Annotated in this window: 22 protein-coding genes, 1 tRNA gene and 1 pseudogene; 23 read left to right on the top strand and 1 reads right to left on the bottom strand. The window is 64.0% G+C overall.

The genetic code is table 11. The features are described 5' to 3' along the window. Positions 1–69 precede the first annotated feature (69 nt). The 17 genes from EOB49_RS11685 to EOB49_RS11605 all read left to right on the top strand — a co-directional run bounded on the left by EOB49_RS11685 (position 70) and on the right by EOB49_RS11605 (position 13,067). Entirely contained in the window at positions 70–1,020 is a 951-nt protein-coding gene (locus EOB49_RS11685; RefSeq protein ID WP_127381065.1) for a hypothetical protein, read from the top strand. A gap of 70 nt (positions 1,021–1,090) precedes the next feature. Next, complete coding sequence (locus EOB49_RS11680; protein WP_206526105.1) at positions 1,091–2,185, top strand: hypothetical protein; 1,095 nt, start codon at positions 1,091–1,093, stop codon at positions 2,183–2,185. Between the two features lie 187 nt (positions 2,186–2,372). After that, positions 2,373–2,449, top strand: a tRNA-Met gene (locus tag EOB49_RS11675). 495 nt (positions 2,450–2,944) lie between these two features. Next, positions 2,945–3,376, top strand: coding sequence for a hypothetical protein (locus EOB49_RS11670; protein WP_127381064.1), 432 nt, complete (start codon positions 2,945–2,947; stop codon positions 3,374–3,376). A 144-nt stretch (positions 3,377–3,520) separates the two neighbouring features. Next, entirely contained in the window at positions 3,521–3,946 is a 426-nt protein-coding gene (locus tag EOB49_RS11665; protein ID WP_164781655.1) for a DUF4054 domain-containing protein, read from the top strand. A gap of 14 nt (positions 3,947–3,960) precedes the next feature. Next, the gene (locus tag EOB49_RS36440) at positions 3,961–4,263 is read left to right on the top strand and encodes a hypothetical protein (RefSeq protein WP_164762645.1); all 303 of its coding nucleotides are present in this window, start codon (positions 3,961–3,963) and stop codon (positions 4,261–4,263) included. Between the two features lie 4 nt (positions 4,264–4,267). Beyond that, the gene (locus tag EOB49_RS11655) at positions 4,268–4,708 is read left to right on the top strand and encodes a hypothetical protein (RefSeq protein ID WP_127328725.1); all 441 of its coding nucleotides are present in this window, start codon (positions 4,268–4,270) and stop codon (positions 4,706–4,708) included. A gap of 31 nt (positions 4,709–4,739) precedes the next feature. Further along, complete coding sequence (locus tag EOB49_RS11650; protein ID WP_127381062.1) at positions 4,740–5,159, top strand: hypothetical protein; 420 nt, start codon at positions 4,740–4,742, stop codon at positions 5,157–5,159. Positions 5,160–5,165: 6 nt separating this feature from the next. Further along, entirely contained in the window at positions 5,166–5,561 is a 396-nt protein-coding gene (locus EOB49_RS11645; protein WP_127381061.1) for a hypothetical protein, read from the top strand. 417 nt (positions 5,562–5,978) lie between these two features. Continuing rightward, a complete protein-coding gene (locus EOB49_RS11640) occupies positions 5,979–6,251 on the top strand; it encodes a hypothetical protein (RefSeq protein WP_127381060.1) in 273 nt (90 codons plus the stop codon). Next, positions 6,251–6,982, top strand: a complete 732-nt coding sequence (locus EOB49_RS36435; RefSeq protein WP_164781654.1) for a hypothetical protein — start codon at positions 6,251–6,253, stop codon at positions 6,980–6,982. Before EOB49_RS11640 ends, EOB49_RS36435 begins: the two co-directional genes overlap by 1 nt. A 31-nt stretch (positions 6,983–7,013) precedes the next feature. After that, positions 7,014–8,972 carry a DUF3383 family protein gene (locus EOB49_RS11635; protein WP_164781653.1) on the top strand — a complete coding sequence of 653 codons (1,959 nt, stop codon included), beginning with the start codon at positions 7,014–7,016 and terminating at the stop codon, positions 8,970–8,972. A 32-nt stretch (positions 8,973–9,004) separates the two neighbouring features. After that, positions 9,005–9,436, top strand: coding sequence for a hypothetical protein (locus tag EOB49_RS11630; protein ID WP_027162333.1), 432 nt, complete (start codon positions 9,005–9,007; stop codon positions 9,434–9,436). A gap of 9 nt (positions 9,437–9,445) precedes the next feature. Continuing rightward, positions 9,446–9,949: a hypothetical protein gene (locus EOB49_RS11625; RefSeq protein ID WP_198032106.1), complete on the top strand. Its 504-nt coding sequence runs from the start codon at positions 9,446–9,448 to the stop codon at positions 9,947–9,949. Positions 9,950–10,051: 102 nt separating this feature from the next. Further along, positions 10,052–12,178, top strand: a complete 2,127-nt coding sequence (locus EOB49_RS11615) for a phage tail tip lysozyme (protein WP_127381058.1) — start codon at positions 10,052–10,054, stop codon at positions 12,176–12,178. Continuing rightward, positions 12,178–12,753: a hypothetical protein gene (locus EOB49_RS11610; protein WP_127381057.1), complete on the top strand. Its 576-nt coding sequence runs from the start codon at positions 12,178–12,180 to the stop codon at positions 12,751–12,753. The genes EOB49_RS11615 and EOB49_RS11610 overlap by 1 nt, the downstream gene beginning before the upstream one ends. Continuing rightward, entirely contained in the window at positions 12,753–13,067 is a 315-nt protein-coding gene (locus EOB49_RS11605) for a hypothetical protein (protein ID WP_127328731.1), read from the top strand. Before EOB49_RS11610 ends, EOB49_RS11605 begins: the two co-directional genes overlap by 1 nt. Here the strand turns inward: EOB49_RS11605 and EOB49_RS11600 are convergent, their stop codons facing one another. Further along, positions 13,068–13,310 carry a hypothetical protein gene (locus EOB49_RS11600; protein ID WP_127381056.1) on the bottom strand — a complete coding sequence of 81 codons (243 nt, stop codon included), beginning with the start codon at positions 13,308–13,310 and terminating at the stop codon, positions 13,068–13,070. Positions 13,311–13,344: 34 nt separating this feature from the next. Here EOB49_RS11600 and EOB49_RS11595 point away from each other — a divergent pair, with 34 nt between their 5' ends. The 6 genes and pseudogenes from EOB49_RS11595 to EOB49_RS11570 form a co-directional block, all read left to right on the top strand. After that, on the top strand, positions 13,345–14,208 hold the full coding sequence (locus EOB49_RS11595; RefSeq protein WP_127381055.1) for a hypothetical protein: 864 nt from the start codon (positions 13,345–13,347) through the stop codon (positions 14,206–14,208). After that, on the top strand, positions 14,205–14,867 hold the full coding sequence (locus EOB49_RS11590; RefSeq protein ID WP_127328733.1) for a phage baseplate protein: 663 nt from the start codon (positions 14,205–14,207) through the stop codon (positions 14,865–14,867). The genes EOB49_RS11595 and EOB49_RS11590 overlap by 4 nt, the downstream gene beginning before the upstream one ends. Then, positions 14,867–15,217: a hypothetical protein gene (locus EOB49_RS11585; protein ID WP_127328734.1), complete on the top strand. Its 351-nt coding sequence runs from the start codon at positions 14,867–14,869 to the stop codon at positions 15,215–15,217. Before EOB49_RS11590 ends, EOB49_RS11585 begins: the two co-directional genes overlap by 1 nt. A gap of 3 nt (positions 15,218–15,220) precedes the next feature. Continuing rightward, complete coding sequence (locus EOB49_RS11580) at positions 15,221–16,657, top strand: baseplate J/gp47 family protein (protein WP_127381054.1); 1,437 nt, start codon at positions 15,221–15,223, stop codon at positions 16,655–16,657. Positions 16,658–16,659: 2 nt separating this feature from the next. Then, positions 16,660–17,409 (top strand): DUF2612 domain-containing protein, encoded by a 750-nt coding sequence (locus EOB49_RS11575; protein ID WP_050596282.1) that lies wholly within the window; start codon positions 16,660–16,662, stop codon positions 17,407–17,409. A 10-nt stretch (positions 17,410–17,419) separates the two neighbouring features. Then, positions 17,420–18,780, top strand: a pseudogene (locus tag EOB49_RS11570) (hypothetical protein); the annotation flags it as partial.

Here is an 18,780-nt window from a genome sequence, read left to right as displayed (position 1 = left end):
GAGCGGCTTAAACCCAGAACCCCTTCGAGCCGGCCAGCGAGCCGGCTCTTTTCATGAGGAGTATTGCCCATGTCTGGCTTTCAGACGCAGGCCGCCTACAATCCCGCCCCGGCTGTTGAGGGCGACTTCGCTTCCGCCAACCCCCGCACCATGGTGCTTGCCGCCGCTGGCGCGCTGGTGTGCGGTGCGCTCGGCGCGGTCATCGGCCGCTTTGCCTGGCTGAGCTTCAACCAGCTCGACTCGGACAGCGCCCCGGCTGTGGTCAACACCTTCGGCAGCGGCCCGGTCGCGGGCTTCATCCACCGCGAGCAGCAGGGTCTCATGGAGGTCTATCTCCAGGAATCCACGATGCTGGTTCCGGCCGGTTTCCCCGTCACCGTCTTCAACGAAGGCGATTTCTGGATGAAGAATTCCGGCCCCACCCCGGCGCAGTATGACATGAAGGTCTACGCCAACTATGCCGACGGCACGGCAAGTGCTGCCCCGACCGGCACGCCGAACGGCGCGACCACATCGGCCGGCTCGATCGCCGCGGCGACGAACGCGTTCACCGGCGCTATTGTCGGCAACGTGCTCACGGTTTCGGCCGTCGGCGCCGGCACCATCTACCCCGGAACGACCATCTCCGGCGTCAACGTCGCCGCTGGCACCAAGATCGTCTCCCAGCTGTCGGGCACGCCCGGTGGCATCGGAACCTATTCGGTCAGCATCCCGGGCCAGAATGTCGCCGCAGGCACCGCGATTGCGGGCACCTATGGCGTTCTCACCGTCGGCGGCACCGTTGCTGGTGTCTTCGGCGTCGGCGACACCGTCACTGGCGCGGGCATCACCGCCACGACCACCATCACCCAGCAGCTTACCGGTCCGGCGGGCGGCGCTGGCACCTATGCCGTCGACGTTAACACCGTCGTCGGCGCAGCGGCGCTCACGGCGGCCACGAACGTCGAGACCAAGTGGCGCGTGCGTTCCTTCGCCCAGCCGGGCGAGCTGATGAAGATCAGCTCCTGGCCGCAGGGCTAAACCCACTCTTCCCCATCAACCTCGAACCATTCGCCGGCCGTGAAGCCGGCGGTCTGTGAGGAGAACCACCATGCAATTCCACGACTTCAATCAGGCCGCCGCAACATGGGCACAGCATCGCCCGATGTTCGAGCAGGCCGGCATCTACCTTCCCGAAGCCCGCAGCTACGTCGTCGAGTCGTTCCGCACCAACCACCTCGCGATGGATGCGCAGCCCGCTCTGGCAACGACGGCGAACGGCGGCATCCCAGCGTTCCTGACCACTCTTGTGGACCCGGAGGTCTATCGCATCCTCTTTGCCCCGACCAAGGCCGCCGAGATCTTCGGCGAGACCCGCAAGGGCACGTGGATCGACCAGACCGCCATGTTCCCGGTCATCGAGCAGACCGGCGAAGTGTCGAGCTATGGCGACTACAACGACAACGGCCGCGCCGGCGCGAACATGAACTGGCCGCAGCGCCAGTCCTACCTGTTCCAGGTCATCTCCGAGTATGGCGAGCTTGAAGTCGAGCGCGCCGGCCTCGGTCGCGTCAATTGGGTCAGCGAGGTCGACGGCGCTGGAGTCACCGTGCTCGCCCGCTTCCTGAACACCACCTATTTCAAGGGTGTGCAGGGCCTGCAGAACTACGGTCTGCTCAACGATCCGAACCTCGCTGCGCCGATCACTCCGGCCCCGAAGGCGTATGGCGGCGTGAAGTGGATCAACAACGGCCAGATCGTCGCCACGGCGAACGAAATCTACGCCGACATCCAGTCGCTGTGGTTGCAGCTCGTCACCCAGAGCGCCGGCCTGGTCGACCAGAACACCAAGATGACGCTGGCTCTGGCACCGGAATCGCAGCTCGCCATGACTGCGACGAACTCGTTCAATGTGAACGTCGAGGACCTGCTCAAGAAGAACTTCCCGAGCCTTCGGGTCGTTTCGGCGGTGCAGTATGGCGCGCTGACGTCGATCAACCCGACCGGCATCGCGGCCGGCAACGAGGTGCAGCTGATCGCCGACGGCATCGAAGGCCAGCAGACCGGCTACTGCGCTTTCAACGAAAAGCTCCGCGCTCACCCGATCGTGCGCGCGCTGTCTTCGTGGAAGAAGAAGATGACCAGCGGCACCTGGGGCGCGATCGTCCGCCAGCCGATGGGCATTTCCCAGATGGTCGGCGTCTAATAGCGGAACATCTATCCGAAACCGAAGTTCGGATTGCGCTTGGCGAGACACTGCCTGTCACATGCCAAGCTGCACTAGGGGGCCCGTCACATTACCTCGGACAAGGGTGGCGGGCCTTCCTCGGCTGTCTCACACCCTTGACAACGTTTGGTGCTGGAATGTAACCATTCTGGCACCAAATCAATTCCGTGGGGTAGAGCAGCCCGGTAGCTCGTCAGGCTCATAACCTGGAGGTCGTTGGTTCAAATCCAACCCCCGCAACCAAATCGTCGGAGCCCCCGCTGTTGTGGCGAGCCGAGATGATGGCGCTAAAGGCAAGCATCTGGCCCAGCCCGGTTGAGAGACCGGGCACAGTTTTGAGGGTGCGCACCTGCGTCGCTCGGAATTTCAGATGTCCTCCCAGGACAGCTTGGCGCGGAAACGCAGCCTTGCAGCCGGTTCCCGCAAGGGAACCAGGGGACGGCGGACGGACGAGGCTTTGGCCCGTGAGGCGACAGGCAGGCAGTGGTAGACAGCCTTCGGGCTGGACGCTGAACCACCGAAACCAGTCGCCAAGCCGGGGTGGGAAGCGAGCGGTCCAGCCGTCCCCCTACAGTTTGCGGATGCTCCGTGAGAGGTGCCTGTTCCACAGGCGCTGAGCCAGGATTGACACCTGGCATCCGCTCCAGCCCTCGGGCCGCGTCGCAGGTGATCTTTGGTGGGGGCACTGACGATCATCTCTGGCGCGGCTCGACCCCCTCAAACCCCGGAGTACATTCAATGTCCGATACAGTCACCGTCGCCTGCAAGCTTCCGCATGGCCTCATTCTGCGCCTCCACGAGATGGTGGACATGAACGAGCCGACCGCTGGCGGCAGCTTTCGCAAGGTGAAGCGCGCCCAGGTGATCGGCGAGCCGGTCGTGCTGAAAGGCTACAGCCGCCGCTTCGACCGTCGCCTCGAGCCCGCCCCGGTGGCGCATGGCAGCAGCTACGCGCTGACCTACAACGTCGATGCCGATTTCTTCAAGAAATGGCTCGATCAGAACAAGGACCTCGACGCCGTCAAGAACAACCTGATCTGGGCGCACGGCGAGGCCGACATGGTCGAGGGCTTCGTAAAGGAGCACGAGACGCAGAAATCGGGCTTCGAGCCGATCGATCCGAACAACCTTCCGCGCGGCATCCAGACCTACAAGCAGGAAGCCGCCTAAACCAGTTCCCCCGCGCTCACCCCACTCCCGATGCCGGCTAGGGGGACAAAGTTGCTCGCTCGATCCTTGGAAGAGCCCGCGCGGGGATGCCGGTCGATGGCCCGGTTCATTGAAGCGGGAAAGCGGCGACGCCGGAGACAAGTCATGGGTGTGATCGTCAATTTCGACTACGCGAGCTTCATCGCGATCTACCCGCAGTTCGCTACGCTCAGCCAGCCACAGGTCCTGCAGGGCGCGCTTCCCATCGCGGAACTCTATTGCCGCAACGATGGCGGCGGCCCGGTGACCAAGGCTGAGACGCAGACCATGCTGCTCAACCTCATGGTCGCCCACATCTGCCAGATCACCTATGGCGCCAACGGCCAGGCGCCGGCAGGGATCGTCGGGCGCGTTTCGAATGCCAGCGAAGGCAGTGTCTCGGTCGCGGCCGAGTTCCCGATGACGCCAAACAACGCCTGGTTCATGCAGACGCCGTTTGGCGCGGCCTTCTGGCAGGCGACCGCCGCCTATCGGACGATGCGCTACATCCCAGGCCCGCGCCGCACCTTCAACCCGTGGCCCAACCAGTAGAAAAGGACGTCGTCATGGAAAAGCTTCTTGCCATGTTGCAGCGCGAGTTTCGCGCCTTCCGCGAGCAGGCCGAGGACCGCATCAAGACCCTTGAGCGCAGCCTTCGCCTCGAGTCGCCAGAACCTGTCGTGGTGCCGGTCGAGCCCGAGACGCAGGCACCAGCCGCGCCCGCAGCCCCAGCTACCCCGCCGGCCACCCCGGCAGCTCCGGCTGCACCGGCTACACCAGCTGCGCCGGCCACCCCTGCGGCCGCAGACGCCACCGCCGGCACCGCCGATCCGGCCGCCGCTGCGAAGGCTGCAAAGGGCAGCGCGTAAGCCTATGGTCAAGCTCACGGGCGGCGACAAGCTCGCCGCCAAGCTTGCCGAGATATCGCGAAACCTCCAGAAGGCCGTATCCGTCGAGATCGGCTTCCTGGAGGATGCCACCTATCCGGACGGCACGCCCGTTGCACTGGTCGCCGCGGTGAATGAGTTCGGCTCGGCCGACACGCCACCGCGCCCGTTCTTCCGTGGCATGATCGCCGACAAGAGCTCCGAATGGCCTGATGCCGTTGGCAACCTTCTCGTCGCCAACGACTACGACGCGGACAAGACGCTGGGGCAGACCGGAGCGGCCATCAAGGGCCAGTTGCAGGCGGCGATCGTCGCCTATGTCGGCCCGACCCTGAAACCCGCCACCATCGCCCGCAAGGGCAACGACAAGCAGCTTGTGGACACGGGCCACATGCTCGCCTCGGTTGACTATGCCGTGAAGAAATAGCCCGGCACATCATTTCAAGGAGATCCTGACAATGCGTCTTGCAATCTGGGACAGCCAGCGCGGCACGGTAAATGCCAACGTCGCGCTGTTGAACAACTCTGTGCCAGCGGCGGTCACCGTCTCTGGCTTGCTGACAGCGGCCCAACTGCTCGCCGGCATCATCACCATCACCCAGGGGGGTGGCGCTCCCTCGGCGCAGCAGCTGCCGACCGGTGCCGCCCTCCAGGCCGCGCTGCCCGCCAACTTCGCCATCAACGACACGTTCGACCTCTCGGTGATCAACGCCTCCGTCGTCGACGCCGAGGATGCGACCGTCACCACCAACACCGGCATGACGCTGGTCGGCTCGATGGACTTCCCGGCCCATAGCGGCCCGACCATCCCGTCGAGCGGCATCCTGCGCTTCCAGAGCACCGCGCCGAACACCTTCTCGGTCTACCGCGTCGGCTGATCGAAAATGAACCTGCACGGGATCGTTTCGGCCGCGATTGCGACGGTGAACCCGTTCGTGACCGCCACGCTCAAACGGTCCACTGGCTACACGACTGCGGCCGACGGCACGCGCACGCCAACCTATCTCGACGTGCCTGGTGTCTCGGTGCAGGTGCAGGCCCTCGGCTATAGCGACCTGCAGCAGCTCGACGGCTTGAACATCCAGGGCGTGCGGCGCGCCGTCTACCTCAACGGGCAGGCCTTGGCCGTGGTGCGCCCGCTGCAAACAGGCGGCGATCTCTTCCTCTTCCCGGCCGGCACATTGCCGGAGGGGGACACCTGGCTCGTCGCCTACGTGCTCGAGTCGTGGCCCGACTGGTGCAAGTGCGCCTTGACCCTACAGATGGACAGGCCCGGATGACAGGCAGCCGAGAACCGTGCTACCAATCAGCATGGCACCTACGGGCTCTTTCAGTTCATTCTTTGGAACCATAATCTTCGGTGCAGTCTTGCTTCTGACCTTCAATTGGTTCGGCCCAATAGGATTTGTGCTCGTCCTCTGCATCGGGCTCCCAGCGATGTTGACCTTGACCTATTACTGGTTCGCCCGAGAGGGCCGGCGCGGAATACGCTGAAGGACAAGGGCCTCTAGCTAGGCCCAGCTCCAATCCATCGAGCAAATTACCCATCTTCCCGGTGACATCGGCGGACCGTCTGCAGCAGCGCTTCGTCAACCGCCCGTCCGCTGGTGGTCGGCGGACCAGAGCGTGTGCCTCGCCGCCGATTCTCCTAGAGACCGCTGCACCAACCTTCGAAGCCCCACTAAAGGAGCCTGACCATGGCGAACGCAACCTTCTCGGTGCCTTGCCCCGCCGGCGTCTGGACACCGTTGGCCGCCGGCGTGGCCTATGCGACCGTCCAGCTGCAAAAGACCAGCGTCGGCAATGTGCAGGCGGCAATCGCCACCACCGAGCCGGCCCCGGCCTCGACGGAGTTCGTCCTGCTGTCGGAGATCCTCGCGACCTTCACGCTCGCCGCCGGCGACGTGCTCTGGTGCATGCCGCTCGGCGCGGCCGATGCCATGGTGCGCGGGATCGGAACTGGCGTCTGATGAGCGGCCCGGTACCCAGCCAATCCACCATCCAGACGGTGCTGCGCGGCTTTCTCCTGAAATATCTGCCGGCGGGCGTCGAGGTGGTGTCGGCACAGGACAACCGGGTGCCGGAGCCGGCCGGCGATTTCGTCACCATGAACGTGATCCGCCGCGGCCGGCTCTCCACCAGTGTGGACACCTATCAGGATTGCGCCGTCACGGCCTCGATCGACGGCGCGGTGATGACGGTGACGCATGTCGAGTTCGGCACGCTCCTGGTTGGAGCAAGCGTTTTCGGCGCACCCGTCGCCGATGGCACTCTGATCGGCCCGCAGACGGCCGGTACGCCGGGTGGCACCGGAACCTATGGCGTAGTGCCATCGCAGACCGTGACCGCTCAGACGCTCGCCAGTGGCGCTGAGACCATCATGCAGCCGACAGATACGGTGATCCAGCTCGACGTGCACAGCGCTTCGGATGGTGTCGCTTCCGACATGGCGCAGACGATCTCGACCTTGATGCGCGATGAGCGGGCAACCCGCTTCTTCACCGACGCCGGTTTGGATGGCGCGCCTCTTTATGCCGAGGATCCTCGGCAGGTGCCGTTCCTCAACGGCGAGCAGCAATACGAAACCCGCTACGTCGTCGACGTGCATATCCAGGCCAACCAGGCGCTCGGCCTGCCGCAACAATTTGCCGACCAGGCCGCGATCGACGTTTTCCCCGTCGAAGCGACCTTCCCGGTCTGACCCCTCAATCGAAACAGAAAGGACCTGGTCCATGACGACCATCCCGGCCTCGCAGCTTGTGAACGTCATCCCGAACGTTCTCAATGCCGGCGGCAACGCGCTCGTGATGAACGGCCTCGTGCTGACCCAGAACACCCGCGTCCCGGTCGGCCAGGTGCTGGCCTTCCCGAACGATGGTGTTTCGGTGGCGAACTTCTTCGGCGCATCGGCCGAGGAGACCGAGATCGCCTCGGTCTATTTCAACGGCTTCAACAACTCGACCCAGAAGCCCGCAACCATCCTGTTCACGCAGTATCCGTCGGCTTCGGTCGCGGCCTACCTGCGCGGCGGCCGCGTGGCGCAACTGTCCCTGGCGCAGCTCCAGGCGTTGAGCGGCACGCTCATCGTCGATGTCGATGGCTATGTCCGAACCGCCAATGCGATCGACCTAGCAACCGCGACCAGCTTCTCGGCGGCGGCAGCGCTGATCCAGACGGGCCTCAACGCCGCCTTGCCGCAAGCCGCGTCTGTGACGGGCTCCATCGCCGCGGCAACGGCCTCGGTCACCGCCTCGATCGCCGGCAGCGTCATGTATGTGACCGGCGTCACCTCGGGCTCCCTTGTGGCCGGTGCTGCCCTATCCGGTACCGGCGTCTCGGCCGGGACGGTGATCACCAACCAGTTGTCGGGAACGCCAGGTGGCATCGGCGAATATGCGGTCTCCATCCCGCAAGTAGTAGCCAGCGAGGCGATCTCGGCCGCCTACGGCACTCTCACGGTCAGCGCACTCGCTTCCGGCACCCTGTCGGTCGGCCAGACGCTTGCCGGCGCCGGGGTGACCGCTGGCACGCGCATCACACAGCTTGGCAGCGGCTCGGGCCTCACCGGCACGTACTTCGTCAACCAGTCGCAGACGGTAGCGAGCGAAACGATCACGACATCGGCCACGCCGCTGGCCGTCTCCTACGACTCCGTCTCTGGCGCTTTCGTCATCACCTCTGGCGTGGCGGGCGAGGCGTCGAGCTCTGCCTTCGCGACCGGCACGGTTTCCGACGATCTCTTTCTGACACAGGCCACCGGCGCGACCCTGTCGCAGGGCGCGGATGGCACGACGCCGGCGGCTTTCATGGCCGCCATCACCGAGCTTACCCAGAATTGGGCGACCTTCATGTCGATCTTCGATCCGGACGGCGGCTCGGGCTCTGCGCAGAAGCAGGCGTTCGCTCAATGGGTGAACGACACCAACAAGCGCTACGCCTACATCGCTTGGGATACCGACATCACCCCGACCGAGAGTGGCGAAGCGACGTCGAGCTTCGGCAACATCGTCAGCAGCGCCAATCTCGACGGCACCTGCGCGATCTACCAGCCAGCAGGCGACGCGACCACGCCGGCACAGATCGCCGCCTTCATCTGCGGCGCTGCGGCCTCGATCGACTTCGAGCAGACCAATGGCCGCATCAATTTCGCATTCCGCGGGCAGGATGGCCTGGTGGCGGGCGTGACCTCCGCGACGGTGGCGAACAATCTCTTCGCCAACGGCTATAACTTCTACGGCGCCTACGCGACGGCGGCCCAGCAGTTCCTGGAGTTCCAGAACGGCTCGGTGTCGGGCGAGTTCGAATGGCTGGACAGCTACATCAATCAGATTTGGCTGAACAACCAGCTCCAGCTCGCGCTGATGGAACTGCTCCAGAACATCAACTCGGTGCCCTACAATTCGGCGGGCTACGAGCTGATCAAGGCGGCATGCCTCGACCCGATCAACCAGGCGGTGAACTTCGGCGCGATCCGGGCCGGCGTGACGCTGTCGGCGCTCCAGATCGCGCAGATCAATTCGGCGGCCGGCCTCAAGGCGAGTGACACCCTCCAGCTGCAAGGCTGGTACCTCCAGGTCAAGGATGCCACGCCGCAGGTGCGGCAGGCCCGCCGGAGCCCGCCCATCAACTTCTGGTACATGGACGGCGAGTCCGTGCAGCAGATCGAGCTGACCTCGACCCTCGTCCAGTAAGCGGCAACCCCATTCCTTCAAGGAGCTAGATCATGTCGTCTCTGACGGCCGCGAACGCGGTCATTACGCTTGCGGTGGCGAACCTCTTCCCGACACCGGTCCAACTGCAGGGCTTCGCGGCCGACAACATCTACGACATGGACAACGTCGACCTGGTCGAGACGGCCATGGGCGTCGATGGCATCCTGTCGGGCGGCTTCGTCTTCAACCCGGTCAACCAGACCTTCGTGTTGCAGGCCGATTCCCCGTCGATCGCCTTTTTCGAAACCTGGGCGGCGACCCAGAAGCAGGCCAAGGACGTCTACACCGCCAACGGCAGCACCACGCTCCCGTCCGTGGGCCGGTCCTATGTGTCGACCAAGGGCTTCCTGATCAGCCTGCCGCCTATGCCGGCGGCGGCCAAGATTCTGCAGCCTCGCCGTTTCGCAATCCGCTGGGAGAGCGTTCAAAGCGTACCGAACTGAGGGTAAGTCATGCGTAAAGAGATCGACGTCACCATCACCGACGAAGGCCGTGACGAGGGCAAGACCTTCCACATTCGCGAGATGCCGGCGACGCGCGCGGAGAAATGGGCGATGCGCGCGCTCCTGGCCGTGGCGCGCTCGGGTGTTGAGCTTCCCGACGACTTCGCCGGCATGGGTATGCAGGGCATCGCCATCGTCGGGATCAAGGCGATCACCAAGATCGCCTTCGAGGATGCCGAGCCGCTGCTCGACGAGATGATGGAATGCGTCACCATCAAGCCCGACGCTCGCAATCCCGCCATCCAGCGCCCGCTGATCGAAGGCGATGTCGAGGAGATCGCGACGCTGATCCAACTGCGGCAGGAGGTGATCAACCTTCACGTCGGTTTTTTTACCAAAGGCGGCAAGTCGAAATCGATCTCGAACTCGCCGTCGCCGGAGTCAGGCTCGCCGAATACGGAAACGTCTCCCGAGCCATCGGTCAGGTTCTCTCAAAGGGCAAAACGTCCCTGAGAGAACTCGACGAATGGCTGTCGATCGAGGACGCCCACGACCTCCTCGAGGTGGCGATGGTGGACGCCCACAACATGATGTTGCTGAGGAAGCGAGACGAGAATGCCAACGGTCATTGACAGCCTGATCGTTACGCTCGGTCTCGATCCCAAGGACTTCGAAAAGGGTCAGAAGAAGCAGGCCGAATCCTGGCTCAAGACGCGCGACGAGTTCCGCAAGGGCGGCAAGGAAATCGAGGACAGCTCGAAAAAGGCTGCCGAGACCGTCAACCTGATCACCAGGCGCGTGCTCGAACTCTTCGCCGTCATCACCGGCTCGCAGGCGCTGAGCGACTTCGTGCGCAAGATCACCAACGCCGACGCCTCGCTTGGCCGGTTCGCTTCAAGCTTGGGTGAATCGCCGCAGCGGATCGCCGCCTGGGAGAATGCGGCCGAACGTTTCGGCGGCTCGGCCGATGCGACCGCGTCGACCTTGGAGCGCGTCAACAAGCAGCTCTACAACCTCAACAAGAACGGCGAGGCGCTGCCGCGCGAGTTCTCGCAGCTGCAAGCCTGGACGGGCATGAGGATCGATCCCAACCATGGGCTCGATCGATATCTCTCCGATGTCGCCGCCGCATTGCAGCGGCTGCACCAGATCGATGCAGGCGCGGCCCACAACGTCGCGCAGGCGCTCGGCATCGACCCGGCCACCGAACAGCTCATGTACAAGATGGGCGCGGGCATCGACGTCTATCTCGACAAGCTCCAGAAAAGCCTGTCGCCGAGCAACGCCGCGATCGAGTCCGCGCAGAAGCTGCAAGCGAGCTGGAACGAACTCCTCCAGAACATCATCGCGCTCGCCAACGCCATCTATGACAAGCTCGGCCCGGTCCTGGTCGACGCGGCCAACAAGATGTCGGCATGGATCGACAAGAACCGGGACTGGATCCAGACCGGCATCGTCGATGCGGTGAAGAAATTCATCGACTTCCTCGAAAAGATCGACTGGAACGCCGTCGGCGCCGGCATGCAGACATTTGCCAACGGGGCGAAGGACGTGGTCGACGGGCTGGGCGGCGTCATCAGGGCAACCGAGATCCTGTTCGGCTTGTGGGCCGGCGCCAAGTTCCTCAGCGTGCTTGGCAACATTCGCACGCTAGGCGGGGCGCTGCTCGGCGGCGGTGGTGGTGGCGCGGCGGCGGCCGCTGGTGAAGGTGCTGCCGGCGCTGGCTTGATGGGGCTCATGGGCAAGCTGTCGCCCTTCCTGGCCATGCTTACGCTCTCTGGCGATACCCCGCAGGGGAAAGGGAACGGCGTCTATTATACCGATCGGGATATCGACACCATTTCCCAGATGAAACACTACGATCGCAGCGGCCCGCAATCGCGCTTCCATAATGGGCGCGGTGGCGAAACGACGGTCGACGGCAAGCCCGTTTCGAGGGGCAACCCGCTCCCCGTCACGATCTCCGACCAGAAAACCGACGGTGGCGGCTTCTGGAGCAACCTGGTGAGCGGCATCGGCGGCATGTTGAGCGCTGGCGCGCGCAACGCCTTCGGCACCCCAGCCGCTGGCGGCGCGGGTGGCGATGCGGTCGGCGGCCCTCAGAGTGCCTCGCGTGGCACAAAGGGCTGGTGGACGCCCGAACGGCAATCGCAGGCTTACCAGACGCTCACGGCCGGCGGCCTCTCGGATGCCGGCGCACGCGGTCTGGTGTCGCGCTGGATGAATGTCGAGGCGGGCGGCGGTCCTGGTACGGTCAACAGCATCGGCGCAACTGGCATGGCGCAATGGCTTGGCCCTCGCAGGGCGCGCCTGATGGCCTTTGCCAAAGCACGTGGCAAGAACTGGAACGACTTCGACACGCAGTTGCAGTTCTCGCTTTCGGAACTGAACGGACCCGAGAGTGCGGCCGGCCGGGCGCTGCGCAATGCCAAGACCGATGCGCAGGGTGCCGCCGGCGCATCGATGTACGAGCGCGCCGAGGGCTACAATTCCTGGAACGGCATGGACAACTTCACCGGCAAAACCTACCGGGGCATGAAGGGGATCAACACCGGAGCCAAGGGTGCTGCACTCTCCAACATCTCCAGCACGCATAACGCCACGACCAGCTCGGTCGAGGCCCATATCGGCAAGGTCGAGGTTCATAGTCAGGCGACGGATGCCAACGGCATCGCGTCTGATATCAACGACGCGCTCAGCCGGCGTCTCTTCACCGCTCAGGCAAACAATGGATTGGCGTGATGGCCGGCATTCTGGAGCTTCTGACGCAAGACGCGATCGGGCTGCTTTCCGGCGCCTTTTCACAGCAGCCATGGGGCATCTATTTCGGCGGCGTTCCGGTGATCGTGGCCGACAACGTCGTCGAGGTGCAGTATCGCCAGCAATGGTCGATCTCTGACTTCCCGGTCGAGCGCGGGGCCTTCGAGAGCTACGACAAGGTTCAAATCCCCTATGACGCGCGGCTGCGCTTCACCGCCGGCGGATCGCAGGCAAATCGCGCCGCCATGCTGGCGTCGATCGCGGCCGTCGCCGGCGACACCAACCTCTACGATGTGGTGACGCCGGAGGCGGTCTATCTCTCCTGCAACTTCACCCACTACGACTACAGCCGGCGCGCCAACGAGGGCATTGGGCTTCTGTCGGTCGATATCTGGCTGATCGAAGTTCGCCAGGCCGTCAGCGCCGGCATGTCGAACACGCAGGATCCGAGCGGCGCGTCGCAGGTCAACGGCGGCACGGTGCAGACCGCGCCGGCGACCAGCGCTCAGCTGGCGAAATTCCAAACATCGTCGGGACTGCCGGCCGGAGGCTTCTGATGGTCATCATTCCCCTGCAGGCGGTTCCGAACCAGGCGGTCGGGGTGACGCTGGACGGCCAGGTTTCGCAGATCAGCCTCTATCAGAAGAGCACGGGCCTATTCATCGACGTCTATGTCGACAACGAGCTCGTGATCGGCGGGGTGATCTGCCAGAACATCAACCGGATCGTGCGGTCGCTCTATCTCGGATTTTCCGGCGACCTGATCTTCATCGACAACCAGGGCGACACCGACCCGTATTATACGGGGCTCGGCACGCGCTACAGCCTCGCCTTCCTGTCGGCGAGCGAGCTTCCGGCCGGCGTCGGCTGACTACTTGCAGCGCTGAAACCGATCGCCCGCAAAGCAGACGTGGAGCTGGCGCAGCCGCGCCGACACCTCTTCGCGCTGATCGCACGCCTTGATCGTGTCCGGATCGTCGCCTGATCCGCCGCGGCACTGCTCGTTCAAATCGAGATAGCTCTTTTCGAGGGCGGCCTTGTTCGGCTTCGCCAGCGCGGGTGCGACGGTGAAGACGAGGAGGGCGGCCGTCGCGGCGGCAAGGACTTTCGACATAAGCGTAACCTTTTCATGACAGGCGGTGGTCGGGATGGCGTTCAGCCAGAAGCGAATTTCCGTCGAGTTCGAGCTGGCCAACGGCCAGTTTGAGGGCGGCGGCAACACCGCAGAGGTGTTCGGCTTGCGCGTCGCCTGCAACATCGTCAACGCAGGGCAGGGCTCGGGGCAAGCCGAAATCTCCATCTGGGGCCTGCCGCTAGCCGTGATGAACCAGCTATCCACAGTCGGTTCACAGTATCTGCAGATGTACAAGAACGGCATTTCGGTGCTCGCCGGAGACGATGAGACCGGCCAGAACGTCGTTTGGACCGGGGCGATCGTTTATGCCTATGTCGACGCGCAGGCAATGCCTGACGTGTGCTTCCGGATCAGCTCGCTCCCCGGCGTGTTCCATGCCGCAAAGCCAATTCCGCCGCTCAGCATCAAAGGCTCGGGCGACGCCTCCCAGATGATGAAAAGTCTCGCGGGGCAGATGGGCATGGCGTTCGAGGACGCTGGCGTAAAGGTCAAGTTCGCCAACCCCTACTATCCCGGCACCGCGTGGACGCAGGCGCTGGCGATCGCACGCGACGGCGGGTTCGACGTCGGCTTTGATCGGGCAACGATGGTGATCACGCCTCCCGGCAAGGCGCGCAACAGCGACACCGTCCTGATCTCGGCCGACACCGGCATGGTCGGCTACCCGTTCTTCCAGCAGGCGTTCGTGCTGGTCCGTGCGCTCTACAACCCGGCCGTGAAGTATCAGGGCAAGGTGCAAATCCAGAGCGACTTTACGCCCGCCAACGGCACGTGGAAGGTCAACCGCCTCGAGTATCAGTTGGAGTCGATGATGCCGCACGGCAAATGGTTCATGGTGCTCGAATGCATCGCCGTTGATGCCTCGGCGCCGGCATGAGCGGGCAAGGTTTCTTCGGTCAGCAGACCACGTCGGACGACACCAGCGAGATCAACCGGCTGCGCTTCCTGATCCGCCAGGAGCTGGCACAGCATCGCACGGGCATTCCGGTCAAGGTTGTGGCGGTGTACGGCGGTGGCGTCGGCGCGCCGCCGACGATCGATGTTATGCCGCTGGTCAATCAGACCGACGGTCAGGGCAACCAGACGCCCCACGGCATCATCTACGGCATCGCCACAATGCGAAGCCAAGGTGGCACGAACGGCATCATCAACGACCCCAAGGTCGGCGATATCGGCCACATGACGATCCCAGACCGGGACATCTCGGCGCTGAAAGCCAACGCCGGCAAGCAGTCGAACCCGGGCAGCTTCCGGCGCGGCAACATGTCGGACGGCATCTACATGGGTGCGATCGTCAACCCGGCCAACCAGGACCAGGCGGTGCAGTTCACCGAGACCGGCATCAAGCTTTTCGACAAGAACGGGCAAATCATCGAGTTCGCGGCCGGCTCCATCAAGATCACCACGGCGCAGCTGCTCGTGACGGGGGACGTCATCGCCGGCGCGGGCGGCGCAAACATCAGCCTCCTCAACCACATCCACACCGGCGTCCAACCTGGTGGCGGGACGTCAGGCCCACCGGAGCCCGGAACCTGATGCAGACGCTGCTTTTGACCACGGACACGTGGGACCTGACCGCCGACGCATCGGGCAACATCGCGGTCGGGGACCCGTCCTATTCCCTGGCCCAGGACGCCGCGAGCGCGATCCGACTGTTCCTGGGGGAACTCTACTACGACACGACGCAGGGGATTCCCTACTTCGATCAGATACTCGGCAGGGCGCCGCCGGTGTCACTGATGAAGGCGTATTTCAACCAGGCCGCTTTGACGGTCCCCGGCGTCGTCTCGGCGCAGACATTCATCCAGTCATGGACCGACCGCGAAATCACCGGCCAAGTGCAGGTGAGGGACGCGGCGGGCAACATCACCGCAGCGGGCTTCTAGCACATGGTCGAAACCACCAATGTTCCCCAGCCGCAGTGGACCGACACGGGCTTCCTGATCCCCTCGGCCGCGGAAGTGCTCGCGGGCGTCCAGGATGACATCAACGAAGCGTTCGGGGGCGTGCTCAACCCGGCCTTGAACACGCCGCAAGGGCAGCTCGCCAGCAGCGAAACGGCGGTGATCGACGAGGTCAATTCGACCTTCCTCTTCTTCACCAACCAAGTCGATCCGGCTTACGCCACCGGCCGCATGCAGGATGCGATCGCACGCATCTACTTTATCGAGCGCAACCCGGCTCAGCCGACTGTCGTGCAGGCCCTTTGCAATGGCTTGCCGGGCGTCGCCATTCCGTCCGGATCGCTGGCGCTGGCCGAGGATGGCAACCAGTATCTGTGCACGGAAGACGGCGTCATCGGTGCCGACGGCACTGTCACCTTGCCGTTTGAATGTCTGGTGGTCGGCCCGATTCCGTGCCCGGCCGGAAGCCTCGACCAGATTTACCGGGCGATCCCCGGATGGGACTCGATCACCAACCCGGATGACGGCGTGCTGGGCAACAACGTCGAGAGCCGGGCGGCCTTTGAAGCGCGCCGCTCAGCCTCGGTCGCGCTCAACTCGCAGGGCTCGCTTCCTTCGGTGCTTGGTGCGGTCCTGGCGGTGTCGAACGTCATCGATGCGTTCGTGACCGAGAACGCCAGCAACAACGTCCAGACCATTGGTGGCGTGTCGGTCTATCCCAACTCGCTTTATGTCGCCGTGGTCGGCGGCGATGCCGACGAAATCGCGCAGGCGATCTGGTCGCGAAAAGCCCCCGGCTGCAGCTATAACGGCAACACGACGGTCACGATCTACGACCAGAGCCCCGGCTATGTGCCGCCGTACCCTTCCTATCGGGTCTCCTTCCAAATCCCCAATCCGCTGGCGATCCTGTTTGCGGTCAACATTGTCAATTCGCACCTGGTGCCGGCCGATGCCGCGACGCAAATCCGGAACGCCATCGTCAGCGCCTTTGCTGGAGGTGACGGAGGCCCGCGCGCCAAGATCGGCACCACGCTATTCGCCAGTCGGTTCTACGCGCCTGTGGCTGCGCTTGGCTCGTGGGCACAGATCATCTCGATCGAGGCGGGCTCGAACAACAACCCGTCGGCCGTCTTCACCGGGATAATCGTTGGAACGACACTGACTGTATCGGCCGTTGCATCGGGAGCGCTGGCCGTCGGCCAGGTCATTTCCGACGTTACCGGCGCACTGACCGTCGGCACCACCATCACGGCGCTGGGCAGCGGTACCGGCGGCACCGGCACTTATACCGTCTCCAACAACAAGAACGTGTCGATCGAGAGCATGACGGCGGCTGTCCCCAATCGCTTCGACATCAGCGTCGATATCGACCAGGTGCCGACCATCTCGCCTAACGACATCATCGTCACGCTGAGCTGATCATGGCCGATACAGGACCTCCCTATCCCAGGCCGCCGGCCGGGATCCCGAACGGCTTTGGGCAGTTCGCCCTCGGCGTCAGCCCGGTCGGCGACTACCCGCCGTTCGACGTCTGGCGCACGGTCATCAGCCAGTATGCGAACGCGCCCACGCTGACCCAGCTGATCGGGAACATTTTCTCGTATCTCGACCAAACCGCCAACTTCGACGCGTTCTTCGACTGCATCTGGAATGTCGACACAGCGCAGGGCTACGGGCTCGACGTCTGGGGCCGCATCGTCGGCGTCAATCGCGTTCTCCAGGTCACGTCCGGAGATTGGTTCGGCTTCGATGAGGCGAGCCCTGGAGCTGACCCATTCGAGCAAGGCGCATTCTATTCCGGCGCTTCTCTGACGTCGAATTTCGCCCTCTCGGATGATGCGTTTCGCCGGCTGATCTTCGCCAAGGCGGCGGCCAACATCACGAACGGTTCGATCCCTGCGATCAACCAGATACTGCTCAGCCTCTTCCCGAATAGGGGCAACGCCTACGTTACCGAAGGCGGCACCCACGGGACCTGGTTTGGCTTTCAAGAATCGCTGAACTGCGTCGGTTTCAGCCAGGCATCGTTCTACGCGGGCTCGTCCATCGCGACGATGACGATGACTTACACCTTCGCGTTCCAGCTCACCCCCGTCGAACTCGCGATCGTCCAAAACTCCGGCGTCTTGCCGAAGCCGACAGGCGTCAGCGCGTCGGTCGTCATCATCTAAGGATCCCGCCATGAAGCTTTCTGCACTGCCGCCGAAGTTCCCCACAGTTTGGGGGGCCTCGGCGAGCCCAAGCTACATTCGCGCCATTCCGCTCGGCTCGCAGATCGGGATCGTGAATGGCGCGGCCTCCCTGACCGATGGCTTTCCGCCGCTCAACTTCCTGCCGGTAGGATCGGGCGGCGTGCCGCCGTTCGGCCAGGACATGAACGGCATTCTCAAGCAGATCACGCAGTGGTCGCAGTGGCAGAACGCAGGCGGTCTCGTTCCCTACGATCCGAGCTTCTCGACGGCGATCGGCGGCTACCCCTTCGGTGCTGTCCTGCTCGGAGCTGTGGCGGGCATCGTCTGGCTGAGCACCGCCGACGACAACACGTCGGACCCGGATACCGGGGGCGCGAATTGGGTCAACATCGGCGCGGCGACTTCTCCCATTATGGCGGGTGCCGATACCGGTTCGGCGAACGTCGTCACGGCAAATGTCTTGCCGGCGCCGAGCGCCTATGTCGACGGTCAGGTCTTCCTCATCCAGAAGGCCGCACTCGACAACAACGGCGCGATGACAGGCAACATCGAGTCGCTCGGTTCGCATCCCATCGTCAACATGGACGGCACGGCACTGACGCCTAAGCAATGGCCGGCGAGTGCCACGGGAATCCTCGAATTTAACGTCGCGACGGCGTCGTTCCGGCTGCTCAATCCTGCCGTGACGGTCGCTGCCAATGCCGGTCTTTCGGCGACCGATCAGCAGGTTCTATCCCTCAACATCCCGAGCTTGCCGGCGCCGACTGGAGCGCTTTCCCTGGGCGACAGCTTTCCGCTGCACGTGGTGTCGGACACTGCGGATCGCGAGGTCACGCTCGCGGCGCTCGCCGCAGTGTTGCCTGGTGCGATGAAGGCCATGCGCGTCATCGCGGCCAGTGGAACCTACGTGCCGACAGCCGGTGCCAAGAGCATGCTCGTCTTTGCCACGGGCGGCGGCGGCGCAGGTGGCGGCAACGCCACTGCGGGTGGCTTCACTGGCGGAGGCGGAAGCGCGGGCGGAACGGCGGTCTATTTCGGACCGGTTTCCTCCCAGATCGTCACGATCGCCGCTGGTGGCGTCCCCAATGTGTCATCCGGTTCTGATCTCATAGGCGGTTCTGGAGGAACAACTTCCTTCGGCGCCCTTGCCGTTGCCACGGGTGGCGCCGGCGGTTCTTCTAGCGGCACCAACTCAAACGGAGCAGGCGGCCAGTCGGTAGGGACTGGAACGGCTGGAATCCTTTTGATCGCGGGCAATGGCGGCTCGGCTGGTTCGGGCCACGACGGTGGTGCCGGCGGTGGCTCCTTCTGGAGCGGCGGCGGCTTCGGCGGCGCAACGCCTTCGACCGG

It is taken from the genome of Mesorhizobium sp. M7A.F.Ca.MR.148.00.0.0, from assembly GCF_003997735.1.
In the GTDB taxonomy this organism is placed as follows: Bacteria; Pseudomonadota; Alphaproteobacteria; order Rhizobiales; family Rhizobiaceae; genus Mesorhizobium.
The sequence above is the reverse complement of the archived record's forward strand: the minus strand, read 5'-3'. Positions and strand labels throughout refer to the sequence as shown.

Coding starts and splice junctions, on each gene's coding strand:
- EOB49_RS36435 (WP_164781654.1), top strand. CDS start 6,251: ATGAGCGGCCCGGTACCCAGCCAATCCACCATCCAGACGGTGCTGCGC.
- EOB49_RS11605 (WP_127328731.1), top strand. CDS start 12,753: ATGGTCATCATTCCCCTGCAGGCGGTTCCGAACCAGGCGGTCGGGGTG.
- EOB49_RS11655 (WP_127328725.1), top strand. CDS start 4,268: ATGGTCAAGCTCACGGGCGGCGACAAGCTCGCCGCCAAGCTTGCCGAG.
- EOB49_RS11680 (WP_206526105.1), top strand. CDS start 1,091: ATGCAATTCCACGACTTCAATCAGGCCGCCGCAACATGGGCACAGCAT.
- EOB49_RS11585 (WP_127328734.1), top strand. CDS start 14,867: ATGCAGACGCTGCTTTTGACCACGGACACGTGGGACCTGACCGCCGAC.
- EOB49_RS11665 (WP_164781655.1), top strand. CDS start 3,521: ATGGGTGTGATCGTCAATTTCGACTACGCGAGCTTCATCGCGATCTAC.
- EOB49_RS11635 (WP_164781653.1), top strand. CDS start 7,014: ATGACGACCATCCCGGCCTCGCAGCTTGTGAACGTCATCCCGAACGTT.
- EOB49_RS11580 (WP_127381054.1), top strand. CDS start 15,221: ATGGTCGAAACCACCAATGTTCCCCAGCCGCAGTGGACCGACACGGGC.
- EOB49_RS11600 (WP_127381056.1), bottom strand. CDS start 13,310: ATGTCGAAAGTCCTTGCCGCCGCGACGGCCGCCCTCCTCGTCTTCACC.
- EOB49_RS11670 (WP_127381064.1), top strand. CDS start 2,945: ATGTCCGATACAGTCACCGTCGCCTGCAAGCTTCCGCATGGCCTCATT.
- EOB49_RS11640 (WP_127381060.1), top strand. CDS start 5,979: ATGGCGAACGCAACCTTCTCGGTGCCTTGCCCCGCCGGCGTCTGGACA.
- EOB49_RS11630 (WP_027162333.1), top strand. CDS start 9,005: ATGTCGTCTCTGACGGCCGCGAACGCGGTCATTACGCTTGCGGTGGCG.
- EOB49_RS36440 (WP_164762645.1), top strand. CDS start 3,961: ATGGAAAAGCTTCTTGCCATGTTGCAGCGCGAGTTTCGCGCCTTCCGC.
- EOB49_RS11625 (WP_198032106.1), top strand. CDS start 9,446: ATGCGTAAAGAGATCGACGTCACCATCACCGACGAAGGCCGTGACGAG.
- EOB49_RS11650 (WP_127381062.1), top strand. CDS start 4,740: ATGCGTCTTGCAATCTGGGACAGCCAGCGCGGCACGGTAAATGCCAAC.
- EOB49_RS11685 (WP_127381065.1), top strand. CDS start 70: ATGTCTGGCTTTCAGACGCAGGCCGCCTACAATCCCGCCCCGGCTGTT.
- EOB49_RS11575 (WP_050596282.1), top strand. CDS start 16,660: ATGGCCGATACAGGACCTCCCTATCCCAGGCCGCCGGCCGGGATCCCG.
- EOB49_RS11590 (WP_127328733.1), top strand. CDS start 14,205: ATGAGCGGGCAAGGTTTCTTCGGTCAGCAGACCACGTCGGACGACACC.
- EOB49_RS11610 (WP_127381057.1), top strand. CDS start 12,178: ATGGCCGGCATTCTGGAGCTTCTGACGCAAGACGCGATCGGGCTGCTT.
- EOB49_RS11645 (WP_127381061.1), top strand. CDS start 5,166: ATGAACCTGCACGGGATCGTTTCGGCCGCGATTGCGACGGTGAACCCG.
- EOB49_RS11595 (WP_127381055.1), top strand. CDS start 13,345: ATGGCGTTCAGCCAGAAGCGAATTTCCGTCGAGTTCGAGCTGGCCAAC.
- EOB49_RS11615 (WP_127381058.1), top strand. CDS start 10,052: ATGCCAACGGTCATTGACAGCCTGATCGTTACGCTCGGTCTCGATCCC.